Below are 19,279 nucleotides of genomic sequence, written 5' to 3'. Positions count from 1 at the left end.
AACCTTTGCTCAAGACTTCCACCCCACGGCGCCTACTTGCCGCCGCCGTGCGCTTGCAGCCAGTCGGCGGCGCGGCTGCGTCCGGCCGCGACGTCGCTGGGCAACATATGGCCGGCCAGTCCCGCCGTGGTCCGCTTGGCGCTCGCATTGCCGGCCTGTTCAGCCAGGGCATACCAGGAGTAGGCGGCCACCGAATCGCGCCGCACCCCGACGCCGCGCGCATACATGTCGCCCACCTTGAACCGTGCCTCGCCCACTTCAGGACGCGACATGTTCTCCGCCACCTGGCGCAGCGCATCGGCCGCACGCTGCTCGCCGTTGGCCTCGGCGACGGCCAGCCACGCGTAGGCAGTGCGCTGGTCCGCCCGCACGCCTTTGCCGGCGGCATAGGCATTGCCTAGCTCAAACTGCGCGGCCGCGTGTCCGCTGCGCGCCGCGCGATGCAGCCATTCGGCCGCCGCCGTCCGGTCGATGTCGCCGCCGTTGCCGCGCAGATATTTCATCGCCAGCGTGTACTGCGCCGAGGTGTCGCCCGCCTTCGCCGCCTCCAGCAGCGCGGGATTGTTCGCGCCCACGTCGCCGGTTTGCACTGCCTGCTCGGATTGCACCAGGCCCCTGGGACCGTTGCTGCCGGCAAACAGCCAGAGCAGGGCCACTGCCCCCAGCAGCGCGGCCGCGGCACTGGCGCCAAACAGCCGCATGCGGCGCGCGGACTCGGCGCCGGCCGGGTCCGGCGCGGAACCCATCAGCCGCCCGTAGTCGACGGCCGGGGCGGCCGCGGCGCTCGAACGCGGCGCAGCCGTCAGCGCGGCGGTTGTATCGGGAGCCGCAATTGTGGCCACCGAGGCCGTGTTTGCCGCCGCTGTTGAAGCAGCCACCGGTGCGGGCGTGTTGGCGGCGGTCACCGGCGAAGCGCCCGGCGCAGCGGGAGCGGTCGCCGGACGGCGAGCAACCTCCTCCGCCGGCGGCCGGACCACCACGCTCCGCGGATCAACTACCGTCGCGCTCGCCATTTCGCGCGACGCCGCAGGCGGCTGGATGGTCTTCGAAGCCGGTCCCGGCGCACTTGCGGCAGCCGAAGCGCGCGCATCGCTGCGCGACAGCACCACCTGGCGCATTCCGCTCTTCTGGGTGCGCACCATGGCCTGCACTCCCAGGCGCTCCAGCGCGGGCCCGCTGTTTTCGATGAGGCTGAGCAGTTCGGGCACGCTGACCTTCAGCGCCGACGCCAGCTCGCCCGGCGTGCCCGACCAGTTGAGCCGTTCCTGTCCCAACCAGTCGCGCAGCATGGTTGCGAGATTCTTCGGGTCCGGTGGTGTGGGCGCCTTTCCGGGACCAATGGTCGCGATGGCAGGAGCCGTCAGGAAATCCTCGTATGCGGTACAGGCCGCGTTGCAGAGGGAGGGCGTGCGCGCTCTGAAGCTGGGCCAGCGTTGCCGCCAAGTATACAGCCGAAACACAAGCCCCTGGACCTGAGAATCCGGGTTTTTTAGCCGATTTTTCCCGGATTGAGGCCGTATCCCGCTCCAAATGCCCGGTTTCCGTGCTTACCATGATGTAGCGGCGGGCGCCCTCGCCGTCGGCACGCTTCAACAAACCGGTGTGCGAGCACGGACCCGGTGCAGATGCGCCACCCCGCCCGCGCGCCCTGGCGGGAAGCGCCATCGTGTCCGATCCTTGTCAAGCCCCGGCAACCCCAGTTTTCCCGCTAACTGCGTGGAAACGCGGGCACAATTTTTCCTCGTCGCCTTCCCATTCACTCCGCCCAACCTGCTACGCTGGAAGTAAGAGGGCCAAGAAGAGGCCTCGGCGGTGGTCCCAAACAATCACTGGAAAGAAAGGGCTTAAGACCTCGGTTTCAAGCTCCTGCTGCTCAATATCATGCAGCGAACCGCCCCGCCAAGTTATTGCAGGCAATAGAAGCAGGGGGGGCGGGTCAAGCAACGCGGGTGAGGTCGGCCCGGGTCGACACGGCGGGCTTGACGCTGATCGGTGAGACTCCGCGTAAGTCGGTGGCAAGAGCTAGAGTTCGCGAAGCGCCATCGCAATCGGTCCGCGCGCCGCGCGCACGGCCGGCGGAACGCCGCCCAGCAGCCCCATCAGCAGCGCGAACACGATCCCAACCACCAGCAGCAGTGGCGTGACGCGAAACGCGAACGCCAGGTGCGAAAACGTCTGCCAGTTCATGGTGCCGGTGGTCAGGCCGTTGAGCGGCAGCACACCGACGCAGCCCAGCGCGCCGCCCACCGCGGCGATGCAGAGCGACTCGAAGACAAAAGAGGTGATCACCGCCCCGGCGCCGAACCCGACCGCTCGCATGGTGGCGATTTCTCTGGCGCGCTCCGCCACCGCCGAGTACATGGTGTTGAGCGCGCCGAAGACCGCGCCCACGCCCATGACCGCGGCCACCAGCGATCCCAGCACCGTGATCAGGGTGGTGAACATGCGCGACTGCTTCTCGTAATACTCCACCTCGCGGTCCACCTGCACCGTGAGCCGCGGATCGGAGGTGAGCGAGTCCTTGAAGCGCGTCAGGTCGTTGGCCGACGCGAGCTTCGCGGTGACCGACTGGAAGATGTTGGCGGGGCGCTTGTAGACCTCGCTGAGCACGGTGTGGTCGCACCACACTTCGGAATCGAAGGCGCTGCCGCCGGCGTCGAACACGCCGACCACCTTCCAGTCGCCGCCGCCGAACTTGATGTTGCTTCCCAGGTCAAAACCCTGGTAGGAGCGCGCCACGTTGCGGCCCACCACCAGCTCGTTCAGGCCGGGCCGGAAGAAGCGCCCTTCGACCACCTTCACGGTGTCGCGCACCTGGAGCACGCGTGGCGAAAGGCCGCGCACCTGGACGTTGGCGTCGGTGCCGGTCGCTTTCAGCGGGAAGGCGGCAATCACCACCACTTCGGGGCTGACGATCGCGCCGTTCGCATCGCGCGCCACGCCCGGCGCATCGGAGAGCACGCGCACCTGGTCGAGCGTGACCGAGCTGTCCATCTCGCTGGTCGCGCCCGCGCGACGGGCAATCGCGTTCTGCGCCGAGCCGGAGTTGACCAGCGTGGCCTTGAAGCCGCGCGCCATCGCGAGCATGGCGACGAACACGCCGACCGTGCCGGCAATGCCCAGGACGGCGACCACGGTCGAGTTCCAGCGCACGCGCAGGCTGCGCAGGTTGTAGTTGATGGGAATCGCCATCGTCAGACCCTCCGCAGCGCGTCAACCACGCGCAGCCGGCTGGCGGACACCGCCGGCAGGATGCCGGAGACCAGGCCGACCGCCAGCGCCAGCACTCCGCCCAGGCCCATGGCCAGCGTGTCGAGGTGAAAGTAAGGCAGCATGCCGCCGGTGGGATCGCCGCGCAAGGAGAAGAGCTTCGCCAGAAGAATTCCGAGCGCGCCGCCGATGCCGGCGATCACGAACGACTCGCACAGCACCAGCACCAGCACGAAGCGGTTGGAGAAGCCGACCGCCTTCAGCACCGCCAGTTCGCGGACCCGCTCGCGCACCGCGACCGCCATGGTATTGCCCGTAACCAGCAGGAGGGTGAAGAACACGACCGCGCCGATCGACAGGATGAGGAACTCGATGTTGCCCATCTGCTTCACCCAGCCCGCGGCGAACGACTTCTCGGTGTCGGTCTTGGTTTCGTAGGGCGAGTTGGAGAACATCTCGTCAATCTGGCGCGAGATGCGCACCGCGTTGTCGGGATTATCAATGCGCAGCACGTACCAGCCCACCAGTCCCTTGGTGAACTGCTTGTGCTCGTCCAGGAGCTTCCACTGGAACCAGAACTGGGTCACGTCGTCGGCCTGGCGCGTGCCGTGGTAGATGCCGCGCAGGTTGAACTCCCACTGCCCCGGGAAGATCGTGCCTTTGATGGGAATACGGTCGCCGACCTTCCAGCCGAACTTCTTCGCCGTGCCCTCGCCGGCGATGGCGCCTTCGCGGTCGGCCACGAACGCTTTCCACTCCTCGTCGCTGATGGCGAATTCCGGGTACATCTGGCGGTAGGTGTCTGGATCGATGGCGAACTGCGGGATGAAGTTCTTCTCGTCCTGGTAAACGCCGCCGAACCAGTTGGCGAACGTCACGCCTTTTACGCCCTGGATGCCGAGAATGCGGTCGCGATAGGAGAGCGGCAGCGGCTGGATGATCGCCGTCTTGTTGACCACCACCAGGCGGTCGGCGCCCGCAACCTCCACGCCCTGGCCGAAGGCCGCGCGCACGATGGCCAGCAGGCCGAACAGGAACAGCGCCACCGCGAACGATCCCACCGTGAGCGTGGTGCGGATTTTCTTGCGAAACAGGTTGGCGAAGATCAGATGCAGGTATCTCATCGCACCGCTCCTACTTCTTCGGCCTCGCGAAGCACGCCCTTGTCCATGTGCAGGGTCACTTGCGCGCGCTCGGCGGCCAGCGGATCGTGGGTCACCATGAGCACGGTCTTGCCGTAGTCGTTCACCAGCTTCTCCAGCAGGCCGAGGATCTCGTCGGCGCTGCGCCGGTCAAGGTCGCCGGTCGGCTCGTCGCACAGCAGGAAGGTCGGATCGGCGACGATGGCGCGGGCAATGCCCACGCGCTGCTCCTGTCCGCCGGAGAGCTGCCGCGGATAGTGATGCATGCGGTCGCTGAGCCCGACGACTTCGAGGGCGGTGGCGACGTGCTTCTCGCGGTCCGCCTTGCTCAGCTTGGTGAGCAGCAGCGGCAGCTCAACGTTCTGAAAGGCGGTGAGCACGGGGATGAGGTTGTACATCTGGAAGACGAAACCAACGTGGCGCGCGCGCCAGGTGGTCAGCTTGCTCGCCGACATGCGCGTAATCTCGTCGCCCGCCACGCTGATGCTGCCCGCCGAAGGCACGTCGAGCCCGCCCAGCAGGTTGAGCAGCGTTGTCTTGCCCGAGCCGCTCGGGCCCATGAAGGCGACGAAGTCGCCCTTGTCCACGTCGAGGTCCAGTCCCTGCAAGACGTGTATCTCTTCGCTGCCGCGGACGTACTTCTTGTCGAGCCCGCGCACGCGGATGAGGCTGCTCTCGCCCTTGCCGTCAACTCGTACCATCACTCCTCCATCACTCTCGATAATGTCGCCATGGCGCCCCACGTTCGCGCCGCGGTTTGTGCGGCGCGAACGCGGGGAAGCTCACTGCTTCAGCGCCACCTTCGCGCCGTCGCGCAGATCTTCGCTGCCGCGCACCACGACCTGGTCGCCCTCGTTCAAGCCGGCCACGATCTCCCGCGAGTCGCCGCGGCTGGAGCCGGTGCGCACCGCGCGCCGCTCCACCTTGCCATCGCGATATACGTACACCACGGCGCTGCCGTTCTCCTGCTTCACGGCGCTGGCGGGAACGGTGATCCTGGGCGCGGCCGAGGACTGCGCCGCCGCTGGCGCGTCTTCCAGGAACGCGACCTTTACCCCCATGTCGGGCAGGATGCGCGGATCGAGCTTGTCGAAGGTGATGCGCACCTTCACCGTCGCCTTCTGGCGGTCGGCGGTGGGAATCACGGTGCGGACCTTGGACGGAATCTGCCAGTCGGGATAAGCGTCGAGCGTGGCGGTGACCGGCATGCCGGGCCTGACGCGGGCGATGTACGACTCGTTCACGTCCACTTCCGTCTCGATGGAGTTCATGTCCACCAGGGTGGCGATTCCCGTGCGGGTGAAGCCGCCGCCGGCCGAAACCGGCGAGACCATCTCGCCCACCTGCGCGTCCTTGGAGACGATGATGCCGGCGAAGGGCGCGCGCACAATCGTGTTGTCCAGGTCCTGCTGCGCGACTTTGATCCGCGCCTCGGCCGCCTGCACCTGCTGGTTGGTGAGCGCGATGCGCGCGCGCAGGCTGTCGACCAGCGTACGGGCGGCGTCGAGCGCCTGGTCGGTGCTCACGCCCTGCTTCACCAGCGACTCGGTACGCGCCAGCTCGCGCTCGGCGTTTCCCAGGTTGACCTGGAGGTCGCGCAACTGCGCCGACTGCGCGTCGCGGTCGGCCTTGGCGGAGGCGAGCCGCACGCGCGCGTCCGATGAGTCGAGGACCGCGAGCACCTGACCTTCGCTCACGCGCATGCCTTCTTCGACGTGCAGTTCTTCAACGCGGCCGGTGATCTTGGCGGCCACCGTCGCGCGCCGCCGCGGCGTCACGTAGCCCGACGCGTTCAGCAGCGTGGCGCGCGCGCCGGGCGTGGAGGCATGCACGGTGACAACTTCAACGGTCGGCGTTTTGCCGCGCAGGGCGAGAACGCCGCCCAAGGCAAGCACCGCCACACCCAGCGCGGCGGCGAACCAGCGCAGCCAGCGCGAGCCGCCGCCGCTGCGCGCCGTGTCGGCGATTCTCAGGCCGGAGAGGTCGGGACCGCCCGCGGGCCGGCGTTCGGCCGGTTCTGGATGCGCCATGTGCGAATGGGCCTCGAGTGACTAATCGACGATATTAGCCGAAAAAACCGGCGGAGTCATTCGCTTTTGTTTCGCCATTGTGTGGAACCGTGGCACACGCTCGCCCACCGGCACGGCCCTTGCAAGGGAAAACCGGCGAAAGCGGAAAAGGTCACGGTGAACCGCTCAGCGCCAGCCGTGGATGCGGCGCAGCTTTTCCAGTTGCAGGACGTTGCAGCCGAGGGCCGACCCGCGCTCGCGGTCGATGGCCAGCCCGGCTGCCGCAGCCTGCTCCGGCGTGACTCCGGCGCGCTCCAGTTCGAGCAGGCTGTATCCGCCCGCCCAAGCGACCTCGCGTCCGGCGGTGGAGCGCGGCGCGGTCTCGGTGCGGGTCCGGGAGAACCAGTCGCGAAAGAAGTTGTTCATGAGGCCAGCTCCGTCAGCGCCGCGCGCACCAGCTTCTTCACCAAGCCAAGCTTGTACTCGTTATGCGCCAGGGGCTCGGCGCCCGCGATGGCGGCGCGTGCCGCCGATTCGATGTTCGTTGCTGTCAGCGGCCTGCCCTCGATCTCGCGTTCCGCTGCCGCGCTGCGCCACGGCACGGGCGCCACGCCGCCGAGCACGATGCGCGCGTCGCGGCAGTAGCCGCCGCCGGCGGTGAACGCCACCGCGACGCTGGCCAGCGCGAAGTCCCAGGAGCCGCGCATGGCGTACTTGATGAACGTGCTGCGCTGGTCCGGGCGCCGCGGGACGGTCACGCTGGCCAGGATCTCGTTGGGGCGAAGCCGGTGCATGACGAGGATATTTTCCTCGGGCCCCACGAACATCTCGGCCAGCGGCATCTCGCGCGGGCCATCGCGCCCGGCGATGGTGACGCGCGCGTCGAGCGCCACCAGCATGGGCGCGGTATCCGACGGCGTGACGGTGTAGCAGCGGTTTCCGCCGAAAATGGCGTGCTCGGCGTTGACGCCGTGGCGCGCATCGCACACGATGCCGCCGTGGCGATAGCAGTACCATGGGCCGCGATAGTACGGGCAGCGCGAATCCTGCAGCAGGTTGCCGCCGAGCGTCCCCAGGTTGCGGATCTGCGGCGTAGCCACGCGCGCCGCCGCGCGCGCCAATCCGGGCAGGGCCGACCTGATTTCACGGTTGCGCTCCAGCTCCGCCAGCGTGCTCAGGGCGCCCATGCGAATCGCCTGCGACCCGGGCTCCACGTAGCGCAGGCCGGGAATGGTCTTCAGATTGATGACGTAGTGCGGCGTGCTCCACTGGTGCTTGAGCTGGTCGATCAGATCGCAGCCGCCCGCCAGGAAGGCGGCATCAACGCCGTGACGGGAGGCGAGTTCCAGGGCTTCATCGAGCGTGCGCGGCGAGAGCAGCTCGAACGGCTTCGGCTCGTCAATGGCGATGGACCACATGCAGTTGTCCGTTGCGAGTTGTCAGTTGCCAGTAAAAACGCTTTCCGCCGTGCGCTTGCCGATTCCGGTGCTCCTCAGCGGTGTGGCGCTCTCGAAAACTGGCAACCGGCAACTAGCTTTCGAGCTTTCCCGCCCGCTTCAGCTCCGCATAAACGCGTCCGACGGTGAACGGAATTTCGCGCATGCGCACGCCGGTGGCGTTGTAGATCGCGTTGCCCACGGCCGCGGCCGCGTCGAACATCGGATTCTCGCCCAGTCCCTTGGCGCCGAACGGACCCGGATCGACCGGGGCTTCCACCAGGATCGGCACCAGTTCGGGGACATCGAGCACGGTTGGCGGACGATACTCGTACAGCGACTGGTTCACCGGGATGCCGGTGTGCGGATCGATCGCCAGCTCTTCGGTGGTTGCGTAGCCGAGGCCCATGATGCCGCCGCCCTGCACCTGCGCGACGGCGCCGGGACAATGGATGACGCGTCCGCAATCGTGCGCGGCCACCAGCTTGAGCACGCGCACCTGGCCGGTCTCCATGTCCACTTCGACTTCGGCGAAGCTCGCGCCCCAAGCCTCAACACCCGGGTTCCAGACATAGAAGCCCAAGCCGACGATGCCGCCTTCGCCGACGATGGCGCGTGCCATCGCTTCGGTGGCCGGACTGAGTTTGGGGGCCGCCGGTTTCATGACCTTGCCGGTTGTTTCGTCGAGGTACGGGCTCATGTCGTTCCTGGCGTCGCAGAGCGGCGTGAAGTCTGTGCGCGGCGTGAGCTGTCCACGCTTTTGGGCGTCGAGCTGGCGCTTCAGGTCGAGCGCGGCGTTGTACATCGCCTTGCCGTGGCAGTGGATGGCGCGGCTGGCGTCGCTGACAAAATCCCACGCCGAGGTGTCGGTGTCGCCCCAACTGACATCGAGCTGTTCGACGGGAACACCGAGCACGTTGGCAACGATCACGGCGATACCGGTGTGCGATTCGGTGCCGAGGTTCCCGGAGCCGATGGGCACGTGGACCTTGCCGTCGCGGCCCATCCAGACCAGGCCGTTGCTGGCGTTGCGGCCGGTGTGCTCCTGGCTGAAGCGCATGCCGAGCCCGCGACGGATGCGCCCCGACTTCTTCGACGGCGGCTGCCAGCGCTTCCAGTCAATCGCTTCGGCGCCCTTTTGCAGGCACTCTTCGGCGCCGATGGCGAGCAGCGGCACGTTGGGGACCACGTCGGTATCGATCACATCGCCGGCGTGCAGCGTGTTCCTGCGGCGGAACTGGACCGGATCCATGCCGATCGCTTCGGCGACCTCGTCCATGTGGACTTCGCGCGCGAACACCGCCTGCGGATGTCCGAAGCCGCGGAACTCGCCGCCCACAGGTGACGTGGTGTACACCGAGTAGCCGTGAAACCAATAGTTGGGGATGCGATAGGTGTCCACCACGCCTTCGCCGGCCACGCTCACCACCGGGGGGCCGCTGGACGCGTAACCGCCCGTGGGCTGGATCGCCTTGCACTCAAGCGCCGTAATCGAGCCGTCCTTCTTCACTCCGGTCTTGAAATAAAAGATGAACGGATTGCGCGTGTCCTCGGCGAACATCAGCTCCTTGAGCGTGTATTCGAGCCGGACGGGACGCCCGGTCTTGCGCGAGAGCAGCGCCGCGATGGCCTGGTAGAGGGTCTTGCCGGGCGTATCGGTACACTTGCCGCCGAAGCCGCCGCCTACGTAGTGGGCGATAACGCGAACCTGATCGGCCTTCAGCGCGAGCGCGTTGGCGATGGTCTCCTGTGCGGCGAAGACGCTCTGCTGCGAGTCCCAGAAGGTGACGCGGTCGCCCGCCCAGTGCGCGATGACCGCGTGCGGCTCGATGGGGACGTGGCACTGAATCGGCGTGACGTAGCGCTGCTCGACGATCAAGTCTGCCTGCTTGAATCCGGCCGCGATGTCACCGCGCTTGTACTCGATGGTGGGCTTGTCCGCCGGCTGCGGGCCGCCGAAGCCGGCGACGGCGCCGCCCTGGTGGATGGCGCGCACGTTGTTGCGCAGGTTGTACTCAGCGTCGGGCTGCGCCTTGCGTACGCGGTAGTCCACGCGAACGCGCTGCACCGCTTCGGTGGCGGCGTACAGATCGTCAGCGGCGATGGCGGCGATCGCGTCGCCCACATAGCGGGCGCGGCCATTCATGCACCAGCGGTCGGTAGTGACGGGCGAGTGTGGGTCCTCTATGTGCGCCCGGTAGCCGGGAACGTCGCGAAAGGTGACCATGCCGCGAAATCCGGCAACAGTCCGCGCTTCGCTGTCGTCAATGTCAGCGATGTCGGCCAGACCGTATGGCGAGCGCACGACCTTGGCAAACAGCGGACGGGCCGGCAGGTCGGCGCTGCCGAAGCCGTAGTCGCCTGCGTATTTGGCCTCGCCGGTAGCTTTGGCGCGCGCGTCGAGGGTTTGCACATGCGACGGAAGCCCAGGGGCGGTCGCACTGGCCGCCGCTTTGACTGGCGCCCCTCCCGCCGCCAGCACCGCCGCGATCTCATTTGGATAATTTCCACAGCGGCACAGGTTCCCCGCCAGGGCCGCGCGCACTTCGTCCTCTGTGGGGCGCGGATTCTGCTCCAGCAGCGCGACGCCGGACATGATCATGCCCGGCGTGCAGTGTCCGCACTGGCTGCCCATGTGATCGCAGAAGGCCTGCTGCACGGGATGCAGCTTTCCGCCTTCACTCAGTCCCTCAATCGTGCGGACCTGGCGCCCCTGGGCATCGGCCGCGAGCACGAAGCAGGAGTACACCGGCGCGCCGTCGAGCAGCACGGTGCAGGCGCCGCACTGGCCCAGGTTGCAGCTTTTCTTGGCGCCGGTCAGGCCCAAATCTTCACGCAGCGCCAGCAACAGGGTGCGATGGTGCGGCACTTGCAACGTGTGCGCGCTGCCATTGACGTTCAGCGTGACGCTGGCCACGTGCGCCGGGTAATCGCCATACGGCGCGTCGCGCAGTTTGGGAGCATGCGGCGGCCCACCCAGTTGGACCAGTTGCTGGCGCGTGGCGGCCACCGCCGCCGTCGCAACGGCCACGCCGGAAGCGGCCCGCAGGAACGATCGGCGGGAGACGTCGCCTGCGAGCCCGTCGGTCGGATCGCGGTGGAGCTTGGCGGCTTCGCCTTTTGGGTCGTCGGCCAAGTGTTTTCTAGTCGTCCCCTTTCGGCTGCCAGCGCTCCGCGTCGTGATACAGGTTGAACTCGGCGCCGCGCAGCCGGCCGGTGATCATGGCGCGCAGCTGCGGCCAGTTCACGCGGATGATGCCGAAGTAAATGTGTCCGATCACCACGGCGATGAAGATGAAGGCCGCAACGTCGTGCGTCAGGCGCATCCGGCGCATCAGCTCATGGGTGAAGGTGGCCAACACTTCCGCGCTGATCAGCAGATACGCGCCGCTCACCACGGCCGCCGCCGCCACCAGCGTGAGCAGCGCGTGATAGAGCTTCTGCAACGGGTCGTATTTCCCGAATGCGGGATACTCGCGCGTGCGGCCGAAGAAGTTCGCCGCGATCTGCTTCAGGTCGGCCCAATCGCGGCGCTCGAACCACATAGCGCGTCCATCGCCGCGCCGCGGCGCCACCACGATGTGCAGCACGAGGCCGCCGATGAACAGCACCGCAAAGACTTCATGCACGCGCAGCCAGGGCGCCGGACCCAGGGACGCGGGCGCGAACAGGGCAAGGCCGCTTACCACGAGCCCAAGGAGAAACAGCGAATTGCCCCAGTGGTAGAGCCGCGCGCCGATCTGATATTTCTCAACCCGGGCCTGGGGCGAAAGCTTGGCCCCGTCCTGGAGCCCGACCGGGTACCCCGCCGCGCGCCGCAACAAGTGGATGGCGATGAAGACGAACACCAGCGCGACCGTCAGGCAGGCCGCCGCCGAAAGGAGTTGCTGCGCCGTCGCGGAATCGTAGTAGTCGCGCGCGTAGCGAAACAGGCACATGGGCGAGGGTTGCCGCGCATGATAGCGCAAAACGCCGCCGGCTGCCGGTTGCCAGCTGCTCGAAAGAATTCTCGCCGTCGCGAGGCCAGCAGCCAGCAGCTGCTTCTCGCGCTATACTCCGCCAGCAGCATGCCGGCCCGTGTTGCAACATCCGAACCCGCCGTCGCACCCGCCCACGGGGCCGCAGCTTCTGAATTATTTCGCGACGCCCGCTCGGTGCAGGTGCTGGGGACGGCGTTCTTCGCGCTGTTCACTATCGTCGGCTTCGCCGTGTGGGGGCCGCCGTTCTTCTACGACTTCATGGTGCGTGAGTTCGGCTGGACGCGCGCGCAGGTCACGTCAGGCAACGCGCTCGGCAAGCTCATCGTGGGCCCGGCCTTCGGCTTTGTTGCCGGATATCTGGTGGACCGCTTCGGTCCGCGACGCCTGATGATGGCCGGCATCTTGCTCGCCGGGACGGCGCTCGCGGGGCTGGGCACGGTTTCGAGGCTGGGGTTGTTCTACATCTTCTATATAGGCAACGCTCTGGGATACGTGTGCGGCGGTCCGCTGCCGTGCCAGGTGCTGCTCTCGCGGAACTTCGATCGCGCGCGCGGCAAGGCGATGGGGATTGCGTACCTTGGCATCGGGTTTGGCGGCGCGGCCGTGCCCTGGATCGCCAATGAACTGGCGCAGCGCTTCGGATGGCACGCAGCATTGCAGATTCTGGGAGGGCTCGTCATCCTGATTGCCCTGCCGCTCGCCTTTGTGCTGAAGGAGGCACCGGCAGGCGCGCGAACCGCCACCGCGCCGACATCCGCTGCCGGCGCCTTGAAGACGCCGGCATTTTACCTGCTCGCGATCGGCAGCATGTGCTCCATTGCGGCGGTGGCCGGCGCGCAGCAGAGCCTGAAGCTGTTTCTCAGCCTCGACCGGCACTACTCGCAGTCGGAGACGGCACGCGTGCTCTCGCTGGTGCTCGCCTCCAGCATTGCCGGCCGGCTGCTGATGGGCTCGCTTGCCGACCGCTTCCCGAAGAAGTACGTCATGCTGCTGATCTACGGTCTGGTGGCGGCGGCGATTCCGCTGCTGTTCATAGCCGAATCGCGCGCGGTGATTTATGTCTACGCGGTGATCTCGGGCATCGCGCTGGGCGGCGACTATATGATCATTCCACTCATGACCGCGGAAGTCTTCGGCGTCGCCGTGCTAGGAAGATTGATGGGGATCATCATTACCGCCGATGGCGTTGCCGAAGCGGTCGCGCCGTGGCTGGTGGGGCGGATGCGTGACGCCTCCGGCAGCTACGGTCCCGGCTTCGCCGTACTCATCGCGGCCGCGCTCGCCGGGGCGCTGGCGGTGGCCGCGTTGCCCGCACGCCGGAGGACGGCATGAGCACGACCTCGCCCAACATCGTCCGCGTCGGCGGGCTGCACGACATTGCCCGCTTCCGCGAGCACCTCGACAAGCTCAACATCGAATTGCCCTGCGACGACGAAGTTGTTACCGGCGACGAGTCGCCGCTGTTGAAGCCCCTCGTCCACGAATCGATCCGCATCGGCAATCGCATCGCGGTCCACCCGATGGAGGGATGGGACGGCACATCGGAAGGAAATCCGACGCGCGCAACGCTGCGGCGCTGGCAGCGCTTTGGCGAGAGCGGCGCAAAACTCATCTGGGGCGGGGAAGCGGTGGCGGTCCGGCATGATGGGCGCGCCAATCCCAATCAGCTGCTGATTGCCGAGCACACGAAAGCCGGGCTGTCCCGGCTGCGCCGCACGCTCATCGAACACCACCGCAAGACAACCGGTTCGGCCGAAGGTCTGGTGATCGGCCTCCAGCTCACGCATTCCGGGCGCTACTCGTGTCCCAACGAGCACGGCCGCCGCGAGGCGCGCATCCTGTACCGGCATCCGATTCTCGATCGGCGGCTGGGCCTCAGCTCGCGCTACCCGGTGCTCACCGACGGCGAAATCGAGGGCATCATCACCGACTTTCACCGCGCGGGACACATCGCGCGCGAGCTGGGCTTCGATTTCGTCGACATCAAGCACTGCCACGGCTATCTGGGCCACGAGTTCCTCAGCGCGCACACGCGTCCCGGCAAGTACGGCGGCGCGCTGGAAAACCGCACGCGGTTCCTGCGCGATGTGGTCGCCGGCATCCGCAGCGCCGCGCCCGGCCTGAAGATCGCGGTGCGGCTCTCCGCCTTCGACATCGCTCCGTTCATGCCCGATCCGCTCACTGCCGACGAGAACCACGCCGGCGTCGGGATTCCCGAAGACATGGCGCGCTACACGCCGTATCGCTGGGGATTCGGCGTGAACCCGCTGAAGCCGCTCGAGGCCGACCTGAACGAGCCGGCGAAATTCCTGAAGCTGCTGGAGCAGCTTGAGATTTTCCTGGTCAACATCTCGGCGGGCAGTCCTTATTACAATCCGCACCTGCAACGGCCGGCGCTCTATCCGCCCTCCGACGGCTACCTGCCGCCAGCCGACCCGCTGGTCGAGGTGGCGCGGCAGCTCGACGTGACGCGCCGGCTCAAGCACCGCTTCCCCAAGCTGATCTTCGTGGGAACCGGATACACGTATCTCCAGGAGTTTCTGCCGAACGTCGCGCAGGCCGCGGTGCGAGAAGGCTGGACCGACCTGGTCGGGCTGGGGCGCATGGTGCTGCCGTATCCGGAGATCCTGCTTGACGCCACGAAGGGCAAGCCGCTCGAGCGCAAGCGGATTTGCCGGACCTTCAGCGATTGCACCACGGCCCCGCGCAACGGCCTACCTTCCGGCTGCTATCCGCTCGATGACTACTACAAGAACTCGCACCTTTCGGCGCAGTTGAAAGAGCTGAAGGAGGGCAAGGAGTACAAAGCGCAGGCGGCGCGCACCGGGCCCGCGCTGCGCGACTACGAAGCGCAACGCCGCCCCGGCCGCAAGCCGCAGGGAATTGCGGCGGCGCTGCTGCCGTACGGCGCCGACGGGCGCATCGCGGTCGAGTCCTTCCAGGCGCACCTGGCGTTTACGCATCGCGCCGGCCTGACCAACGCCGTCAACATGGACACCGGCTACGTCAACCTGCTCGACGATGAGGAGATGCGGCTGGTGCTCGACTGGACGCGGCAGGCCGTCGGGCCCAACACGCCGTTCATCGCCGGCGCTTACATCGAGGGCCGCGAGGGCGACATCGTGAAGCTCTACCGCAAGCAGATGGACGCCATCGCCGAACGCGGCGGCACGCCCATCATCTTCCAGACCAAGCGCCTGCACGGCAAGGAGTCTGGCGAGAAGCTGGCCGTGTATCGCTCCATTTGCAGCGGCTACAAGCAGGTGATCGCGTTCGAACTTGGCCGCATGTTCGGACCGAACGGCGAGATCTTCGACGAAACCACCATTCGCGGGCTGATGGAGATTCCCGAGCTGATCGGCATCAAGCATTCCTCGCTGGACCGCACGCAGGAGCTGGCACGGCTGCGGCTGCGCGACGTGGAGCGGCCCGACTTCAAGATCTATACGGGCAACGACCTGGGCATCAGCATGATCGAGTACGGCTCCGACTACCTGCTCGGGCTCGCCACCTTCGCGCCGGAGAAATTCGCCGAGCGCGACCGCCTGTGGAGCGAGGGCGAAACCGGCTACTACGAGTTCTCCGACGCGCTGCAGCACCTGGGCAACATCGCGTTCCGCGATCCCGTCCCAGCGTACAAGCACTCCGCTGCCGTGTTCCTCCACTTGATCGGGCGCATTCCCAGTTCTGAACCGCATCCGAAGAGCCCGCGGCGTCCGGAGTGGGAGGCTGAAATCCTGGCCGACTGCGCGCGCAGGTTGGGATACGAGGTGAATACGGCCAAGTTACATGCCACTTCGGAAAGATGAAAGACCAATTGGCGATAGGCACAGTGACCTATCTAACTTGACGCATTCTGACGCTTGCCTCCCCTCGCTCGCCTGATAGACTCCACCACCTGTCGGTAGTGGTGCAGTTTGGCCTCAGAGCACGCGGTCGGCGTGGGCTTTCAAATCCCGAGACACGGGATGATTCATGCATTCGAGGAATACGCGCATGCCTTCCTTCCGGGCAAACTTCATCACGGGAACGAAATCTGAATCGCCGGTCACGAGCACAAGGATTTCCGCCAGACGCTTGAGGGCAATCCATGCCATGTCGAGGCCAATTCGCATATCCACCCCCTTTTGTTGCATGTTGGGCACGAAATCGGTCGGGGTAACAGCAAGATTCGGGGCGGGCGCGGCGACCGCTACGGCGGCCAGCGCTACACCTTGCTGAGGAACTGGAGGGGCCACCACGGCTCCAGGAGCAGCGACGGGAGCGATCCTGCTCAGGCGTCGCAGGGCTGTACGCCCAAGCTTCCAGCCGGAGCACTTGAGGGTTCCCCGTCGCACTGCAAAATCCGGTTGCAGTTCTAACGAATCAATTAGCGACTTATTCTGATTGGCAACTGGCGTGTTTGAGTAATTTACATTCAGGCGCGTCAGCGGGTGGCGGACGCTGCCCTCAAACGGCGGAGCGTCATAGTAGTAGATTCTGAAGAGGTCTTTACCTGCGAGTGACGGTTTGGCCAAGATGCCGCCGCACAGCGCAACGATCTCGGCAACGGTCGGGAAATGACGGCTCGTTTCTTCTAGTTTTTTCTTTACAAAACCTCCGTCGAGCAGAACGACCACTCTTTCGGCCATAAAAAATTAATGCCCTCCATCACGCGAGGCATCGCTGCCTACTTGGATCATGGGCGTAACAGAGGGCAGAACTTCGGCTGAAAGCGTATTCACGCCGCCCAGCCGTGTCAACAGTTTTGATGACAAATCCAATGCTAACAGATGCCCTTAGTAACGTCCAAGGTGCTTCCCTAAGCAACTGCTGTAGCCTGTGCTGGTACGAGCAATCCCACCAGCTCTTCAAGCGTCCAAATGTGATCTGCTAGGCCTGCTTCCATCGCGGGCGTAACGCGCAGCGTCTTATGCACGCGGCAGAAGTTGTAGTGCATGAAATATAGGGCAACAGCGTGACCGTGGTTGTCCAGCTTTTTGCTGAAGCCATTTGTGAGCCGTGTGAACCTGCGCATGGACATGCGCATTGTCAGATTTTGACGCTCGACAAATGACGTGCTGACGTGCTTTGGGTCGGGGTCGCCCGTCACGGTTTTCATGTCGCAGCCGATGCAGGTCGCGGGTGAATAGCGGCGCTGCTCTTCATCGGACGGTGCCCCGAAAACCTTGTGCAATTGGGCATAGTCCACTTCCATACCGAACGCGGCGTCAACGGCGTCCATGTACGGCCTGTGCGCGTCGGTAGTGATTTGCGGGCGATTAACGATGCGGTCGCGGCAGTCCTGCATGAACTCCATCGCGCACGCTTTATCGCGCAGGCCAATCAGGTACGTGACACAGAGTTTCGTGTCGGCATCAATGGCCGTCCACGTCCAAACATCACCCCAGCCCTGCTGCTTTTGTTCGGGTGTGGCGTTCTTCTTCTTGCAACCGACAAATGCCCAAATTTCGTCGCACTGCAAACGGCGCACGCTGAGGCCGCGAACGTTGTGGTGATGGTAGGCAGCGGCAGCGCAGCCGAGGTCGCGCAGGAGGTTCAAGACGGTGTGCTTGGCAACGCCTGTCATGCGGCAAGTCGCATTGATGGACGTTCCTTCAACGAGAGCCGCTATTACCTGAATCCGCTTTTCGGTCTTGAGGCGATTCATGTCCTTATCCTGCCTGATATGTTATCTTGATAGGATATATTGTCAAGTATTTTCTTGACTAATATAACCCGATTCGGCTAATATCTCGGAAGGTAAGGAGAGGGGGATAATATGCCAAAAGTACCGATCACTGTAATGGGATACCGCTGTGAGCGCTGCGGCGGGGAGTGGATACCGAAAGACCCCGCCTCTGACAAAGAACCCGTCGCCTGCCCAAAATGCAAAAGTCCCTATTGGAACCGTCCGCGCCGTGCAGCCCCGATGCTTACTTATGAGGACTTCCGCGACAAGATCGAATACACGTTGCGCAAGTCTGGGCCGCTAACTTGGACGGAACTCCGAACCGAAGCAAGGCTCCCTGAGAAGTTCCCGAATAACAAATGGGTGCATCGCCTCGAATCGGACATAGCACTGAAGCGGAACAAAGATAAGAACGGCATCATCAAGTGGAAGGTGGGCTAGACTGTGCTCATGCCACAAGAGAATCGGCTAAGCCTTCCTACTGGCTCGCTCAAGGATCAGTGTGATGGCAGGGACGTGTGGAATGAAACCCGTTCTGCCGATGATGCTGACTTTTTCACGCTCGGATATTCCGGCAGGAAAACACATGAAATCATCGAGGCTCTCAAGTCGTTCGGCGTTAGGACGCTGATTGATATTCGCCAGAACCCAGTCAGTATGTACAGGCCTGAATTGAGCAAAAGAAATATAGCGACGCTGCTAGAGGAGCACGGCATCGCTTACGTTCATCTGCCGCAGCTTGGCGTCCCGCGCGACATTCGCGCCAAAGCTATCGAAGCGGGTACGCGGGATGTCATCTGGGAGTGGTACGACGACAATGTAGTGGAATCATTCTTTGGTCGTAATCTGCATTTCTTCATTAACGGCTTTGAGCATCCCGTCGCCCTCATGTGTACAGAGATGGACCCCAAGGAATGCCATCGGCATCGCGTGGCGCTGGCGCTGGAAGAGCTCGGCATGAGGGGTTTCGACATATGAACTCATGGCCGCAAAGACAGAAATCAAGAAAGCCCTGATTGTTGTTAGAACTTATCCGACGCCGGCAAAGAATGGCGCGGAAGTTTCCTGCACCGCTGCGATCACCGACAAAGGCGAGTGGCTGCGCCTGTTCCCTGTGCCGTGGCGATACCTGGCCGCAGAACAGCAATTCCGACGCTATCAGCACGTAGAGCTTACGGTGGAAAAGGCCACCGACCCGCGACCAGAGAGTTACAAACTAAAACAGAATGGCATCAAGATTCTTTCGGAACCCCTCCCAACCGACCATGACTGGCGACCGCGAAAGGAGATTATTGAACCCCTGCGCGCCCACTGCCTGTGCTGCCTTGCAAAACAGCGCGATGCGCAGGGCCATCCGACGCTCGGCATCTTCCGCCCCAAGCACATCGAGAAGCTGATTATCGCGCCCGATACGCCAGACTGGACGGCAGCGCAACGCGCGATCCTTGAGCAGGGACACTTGTTCGCAGAGAAGCCGAAGAAGCAGCTAGAAAAAATCCCGTTTAGGTTTCAGTACAAGTTCGGCTGCGATGACAGTTCCTGCAGTGGTCACACGATGATTTGTACCGATTGGGAAATGGCTGAGTCGTACCGCAGATGGAAGCAGGATTACAGCGAAAAATGGGAAGAGAAGTTCCGACAGCGATATGAGAAGGAGATGATCGAAAAATACGATACGAGCTTTTATGTCGGCACCGTCCACCAGCACCCGGGCACTTGGATAATCGTAGGGCTGTTTTACCCGCCAAAGGTAGCGCAGGCCGCTCTGTTTTAGCCTCGCTCTGTTGCCTCTCGCACGATCCGGGCGGCAGCTTGGCTGAAATCCTCACGC

General features: G+C 64.7%; 16 protein-coding genes. 5 read left to right on the top strand and 11 right to left on the bottom strand.

Annotated elements, in window-relative coordinates:
- Positions 1-32: 32 nt before the first annotated feature.
- The 9 genes from VFA60_11785 to VFA60_11745 all read right to left on the bottom strand — a co-directional run bounded on the left by VFA60_11785 (position 33) and on the right by VFA60_11745 (position 11,735).
- Positions 33-1,289 carry a tetratricopeptide repeat protein gene (locus VFA60_11785; GenBank protein ID HZQ92467.1) on the bottom strand — a complete coding sequence of 419 codons (1,257 nt, stop codon included), beginning with the start codon at positions 1,287-1,289 and terminating at the stop codon, positions 33-35.
- 733 nt (positions 1,290-2,022) lie between these two features.
- Positions 2,023-3,192, bottom strand: coding sequence for an ABC transporter permease (locus VFA60_11780; GenBank protein HZQ92466.1), 1,170 nt, complete (start codon positions 3,190-3,192; stop codon positions 2,023-2,025).
- 2 nt (positions 3,193-3,194) lie between these two features.
- Positions 3,195-4,334, bottom strand: coding sequence for an FtsX-like permease family protein (locus VFA60_11775; GenBank protein HZQ92465.1), 1,140 nt, complete (start codon positions 4,332-4,334; stop codon positions 3,195-3,197).
- Positions 4,331-5,053, bottom strand: coding sequence for an ABC transporter ATP-binding protein (locus VFA60_11770; protein HZQ92464.1), 723 nt, complete (start codon positions 5,051-5,053; stop codon positions 4,331-4,333). The genes VFA60_11775 and VFA60_11770 overlap by 4 nt, the downstream gene beginning before the upstream one ends.
- Before the next feature lie 81 nt (positions 5,054-5,134).
- Positions 5,135-6,382, bottom strand: coding sequence for an efflux RND transporter periplasmic adaptor subunit (locus tag VFA60_11765; GenBank protein ID HZQ92463.1), 1,248 nt, complete (start codon positions 6,380-6,382; stop codon positions 5,135-5,137).
- 165 nt (positions 6,383-6,547) lie between these two features.
- On the bottom strand, positions 6,548-6,787 hold the full coding sequence (locus tag VFA60_11760; protein ID HZQ92462.1) for a hypothetical protein: 240 nt from the start codon (positions 6,785-6,787) through the stop codon (positions 6,548-6,550).
- Positions 6,784-7,779, bottom strand: a complete 996-nt coding sequence (locus VFA60_11755; protein ID HZQ92461.1) for a xanthine dehydrogenase family protein subunit M — start codon at positions 7,777-7,779, stop codon at positions 6,784-6,786. The genes VFA60_11760 and VFA60_11755 overlap by 4 nt, the downstream gene beginning before the upstream one ends.
- A 112-nt stretch (positions 7,780-7,891) precedes the next feature.
- On the bottom strand, positions 7,892-10,933 hold the full coding sequence (locus tag VFA60_11750) for a molybdopterin cofactor-binding domain-containing protein (protein HZQ92460.1): 3,042 nt from the start codon (positions 10,931-10,933) through the stop codon (positions 7,892-7,894).
- 7 nt (positions 10,934-10,940) lie between these two features.
- A complete protein-coding gene (locus VFA60_11745; GenBank protein HZQ92459.1) occupies positions 10,941-11,735 on the bottom strand; it encodes a cytochrome b/b6 domain-containing protein in 795 nt (264 codons plus the stop codon).
- A 129-nt stretch (positions 11,736-11,864) separates the two neighbouring features.
- Here VFA60_11745 and VFA60_11740 point away from each other — a divergent pair, with 129 nt between their 5' ends.
- On the top strand, positions 11,865-13,109 hold the full coding sequence (locus VFA60_11740) for an MFS transporter (GenBank protein HZQ92458.1): 1,245 nt from the start codon (positions 11,865-11,867) through the stop codon (positions 13,107-13,109).
- Positions 13,106-15,586, top strand: a complete 2,481-nt coding sequence (locus VFA60_11735; protein HZQ92457.1) for a DUF993 family protein — start codon at positions 13,106-13,108, stop codon at positions 15,584-15,586. Before VFA60_11740 ends, VFA60_11735 begins: the two co-directional genes overlap by 4 nt.
- Before the next feature lie 114 nt (positions 15,587-15,700).
- On the opposite strand, the gene VFA60_11730 is transcribed toward VFA60_11735, so the two are convergent.
- Together VFA60_11730 and VFA60_11725 are read right to left on the bottom strand one after the other, a co-directional pair.
- Positions 15,701-16,408, bottom strand: a complete 708-nt coding sequence (locus VFA60_11730) for an NYN domain-containing protein (protein ID HZQ92456.1) — start codon at positions 16,406-16,408, stop codon at positions 15,701-15,703.
- Between the two features lie 170 nt (positions 16,409-16,578).
- Complete coding sequence (locus tag VFA60_11725; GenBank protein ID HZQ92455.1) at positions 16,579-17,427, bottom strand: IS1 family transposase; 849 nt, start codon at positions 17,425-17,427, stop codon at positions 16,579-16,581.
- 111 nt (positions 17,428-17,538) lie between these two features.
- Between VFA60_11725 and VFA60_11720 the strand changes: the two genes are divergently transcribed.
- The 3 genes from VFA60_11720 to VFA60_11710 are packed head-to-tail and all read left to right on the top strand — an operon-like array spanning position 17,539 to position 19,222.
- Positions 17,539-17,889: a hypothetical protein gene (locus VFA60_11720; protein HZQ92454.1), complete on the top strand. Its 351-nt coding sequence runs from the start codon at positions 17,539-17,541 to the stop codon at positions 17,887-17,889.
- 9 nt (positions 17,890-17,898) lie between these two features.
- Positions 17,899-18,426 (top strand): DUF488 domain-containing protein, encoded by a 528-nt coding sequence (locus VFA60_11715; protein ID HZQ92453.1) that lies wholly within the window; start codon positions 17,899-17,901, stop codon positions 18,424-18,426.
- 4 nt (positions 18,427-18,430) lie between these two features.
- A complete protein-coding gene (locus VFA60_11710; GenBank protein HZQ92452.1) occupies positions 18,431-19,222 on the top strand; it encodes a hypothetical protein in 792 nt (263 codons plus the stop codon).
- The last annotated feature ends 57 nt before the right edge of the window (positions 19,223-19,279 follow it).

This window comes from Terriglobales bacterium (genome assembly GCA_035651995.1).
In the GTDB taxonomy this organism is placed as follows: Bacteria; Acidobacteriota; Terriglobia; order Terriglobales; family Acidobacteriaceae; genus DASRER01.
Note: the sequence above shows the minus strand (reverse complement) of the source record. Positions and strands in the feature narration are given on the sequence as shown.

Bases quoted from the DNA above. Each gene is read 5' to 3' on its own strand.
- VFA60_11760 (HZQ92462.1), bottom strand. From the start codon at position 6,787: ATGAACAACTTCTTTCGCGACTGGTTCTCCCGGACCCGCACCGAGACC.
- VFA60_11725 (HZQ92455.1), bottom strand. From the start codon at position 17,427: ATGAATCGCCTCAAGACCGAAAAGCGGATTCAGGTAATAGCGGCTCTC.
- VFA60_11765 (HZQ92463.1), bottom strand. From the start codon at position 6,382: ATGGCGCATCCAGAACCGGCCGAACGCCGGCCCGCGGGCGGTCCCGAC.
- VFA60_11720 (HZQ92454.1), top strand. From the start codon at position 17,539: ATGCCAAAAGTACCGATCACTGTAATGGGATACCGCTGTGAGCGCTGC.
- VFA60_11715 (HZQ92453.1), top strand. From the start codon at position 17,899: ATGCCACAAGAGAATCGGCTAAGCCTTCCTACTGGCTCGCTCAAGGAT.
- VFA60_11710 (HZQ92452.1), top strand. From the start codon at position 18,431: ATGGCCGCAAAGACAGAAATCAAGAAAGCCCTGATTGTTGTTAGAACT.
- VFA60_11745 (HZQ92459.1), bottom strand. From the start codon at position 11,735: ATGTGCCTGTTTCGCTACGCGCGCGACTACTACGATTCCGCGACGGCG.
- VFA60_11785 (HZQ92467.1), bottom strand. From the start codon at position 1,289: ATGCTGCGCGACTGGTTGGGACAGGAACGGCTCAACTGGTCGGGCACG.
- VFA60_11740 (HZQ92458.1), top strand. From the start codon at position 11,865: ATGCCGGCCCGTGTTGCAACATCCGAACCCGCCGTCGCACCCGCCCAC.
- VFA60_11730 (HZQ92456.1), bottom strand. From the start codon at position 16,408: ATGGCCGAAAGAGTGGTCGTTCTGCTCGACGGAGGTTTTGTAAAGAAA.
- VFA60_11735 (HZQ92457.1), top strand. From the start codon at position 13,106: ATGAGCACGACCTCGCCCAACATCGTCCGCGTCGGCGGGCTGCACGAC.
- VFA60_11755 (HZQ92461.1), bottom strand. From the start codon at position 7,779: ATGTGGTCCATCGCCATTGACGAGCCGAAGCCGTTCGAGCTGCTCTCG.
- VFA60_11770 (HZQ92464.1), bottom strand. From the start codon at position 5,053: ATGGTACGAGTTGACGGCAAGGGCGAGAGCAGCCTCATCCGCGTGCGC.
- VFA60_11775 (HZQ92465.1), bottom strand. From the start codon at position 4,334: ATGAGATACCTGCATCTGATCTTCGCCAACCTGTTTCGCAAGAAAATC.
- VFA60_11780 (HZQ92466.1), bottom strand. From the start codon at position 3,192: ATGGCGATTCCCATCAACTACAACCTGCGCAGCCTGCGCGTGCGCTGG.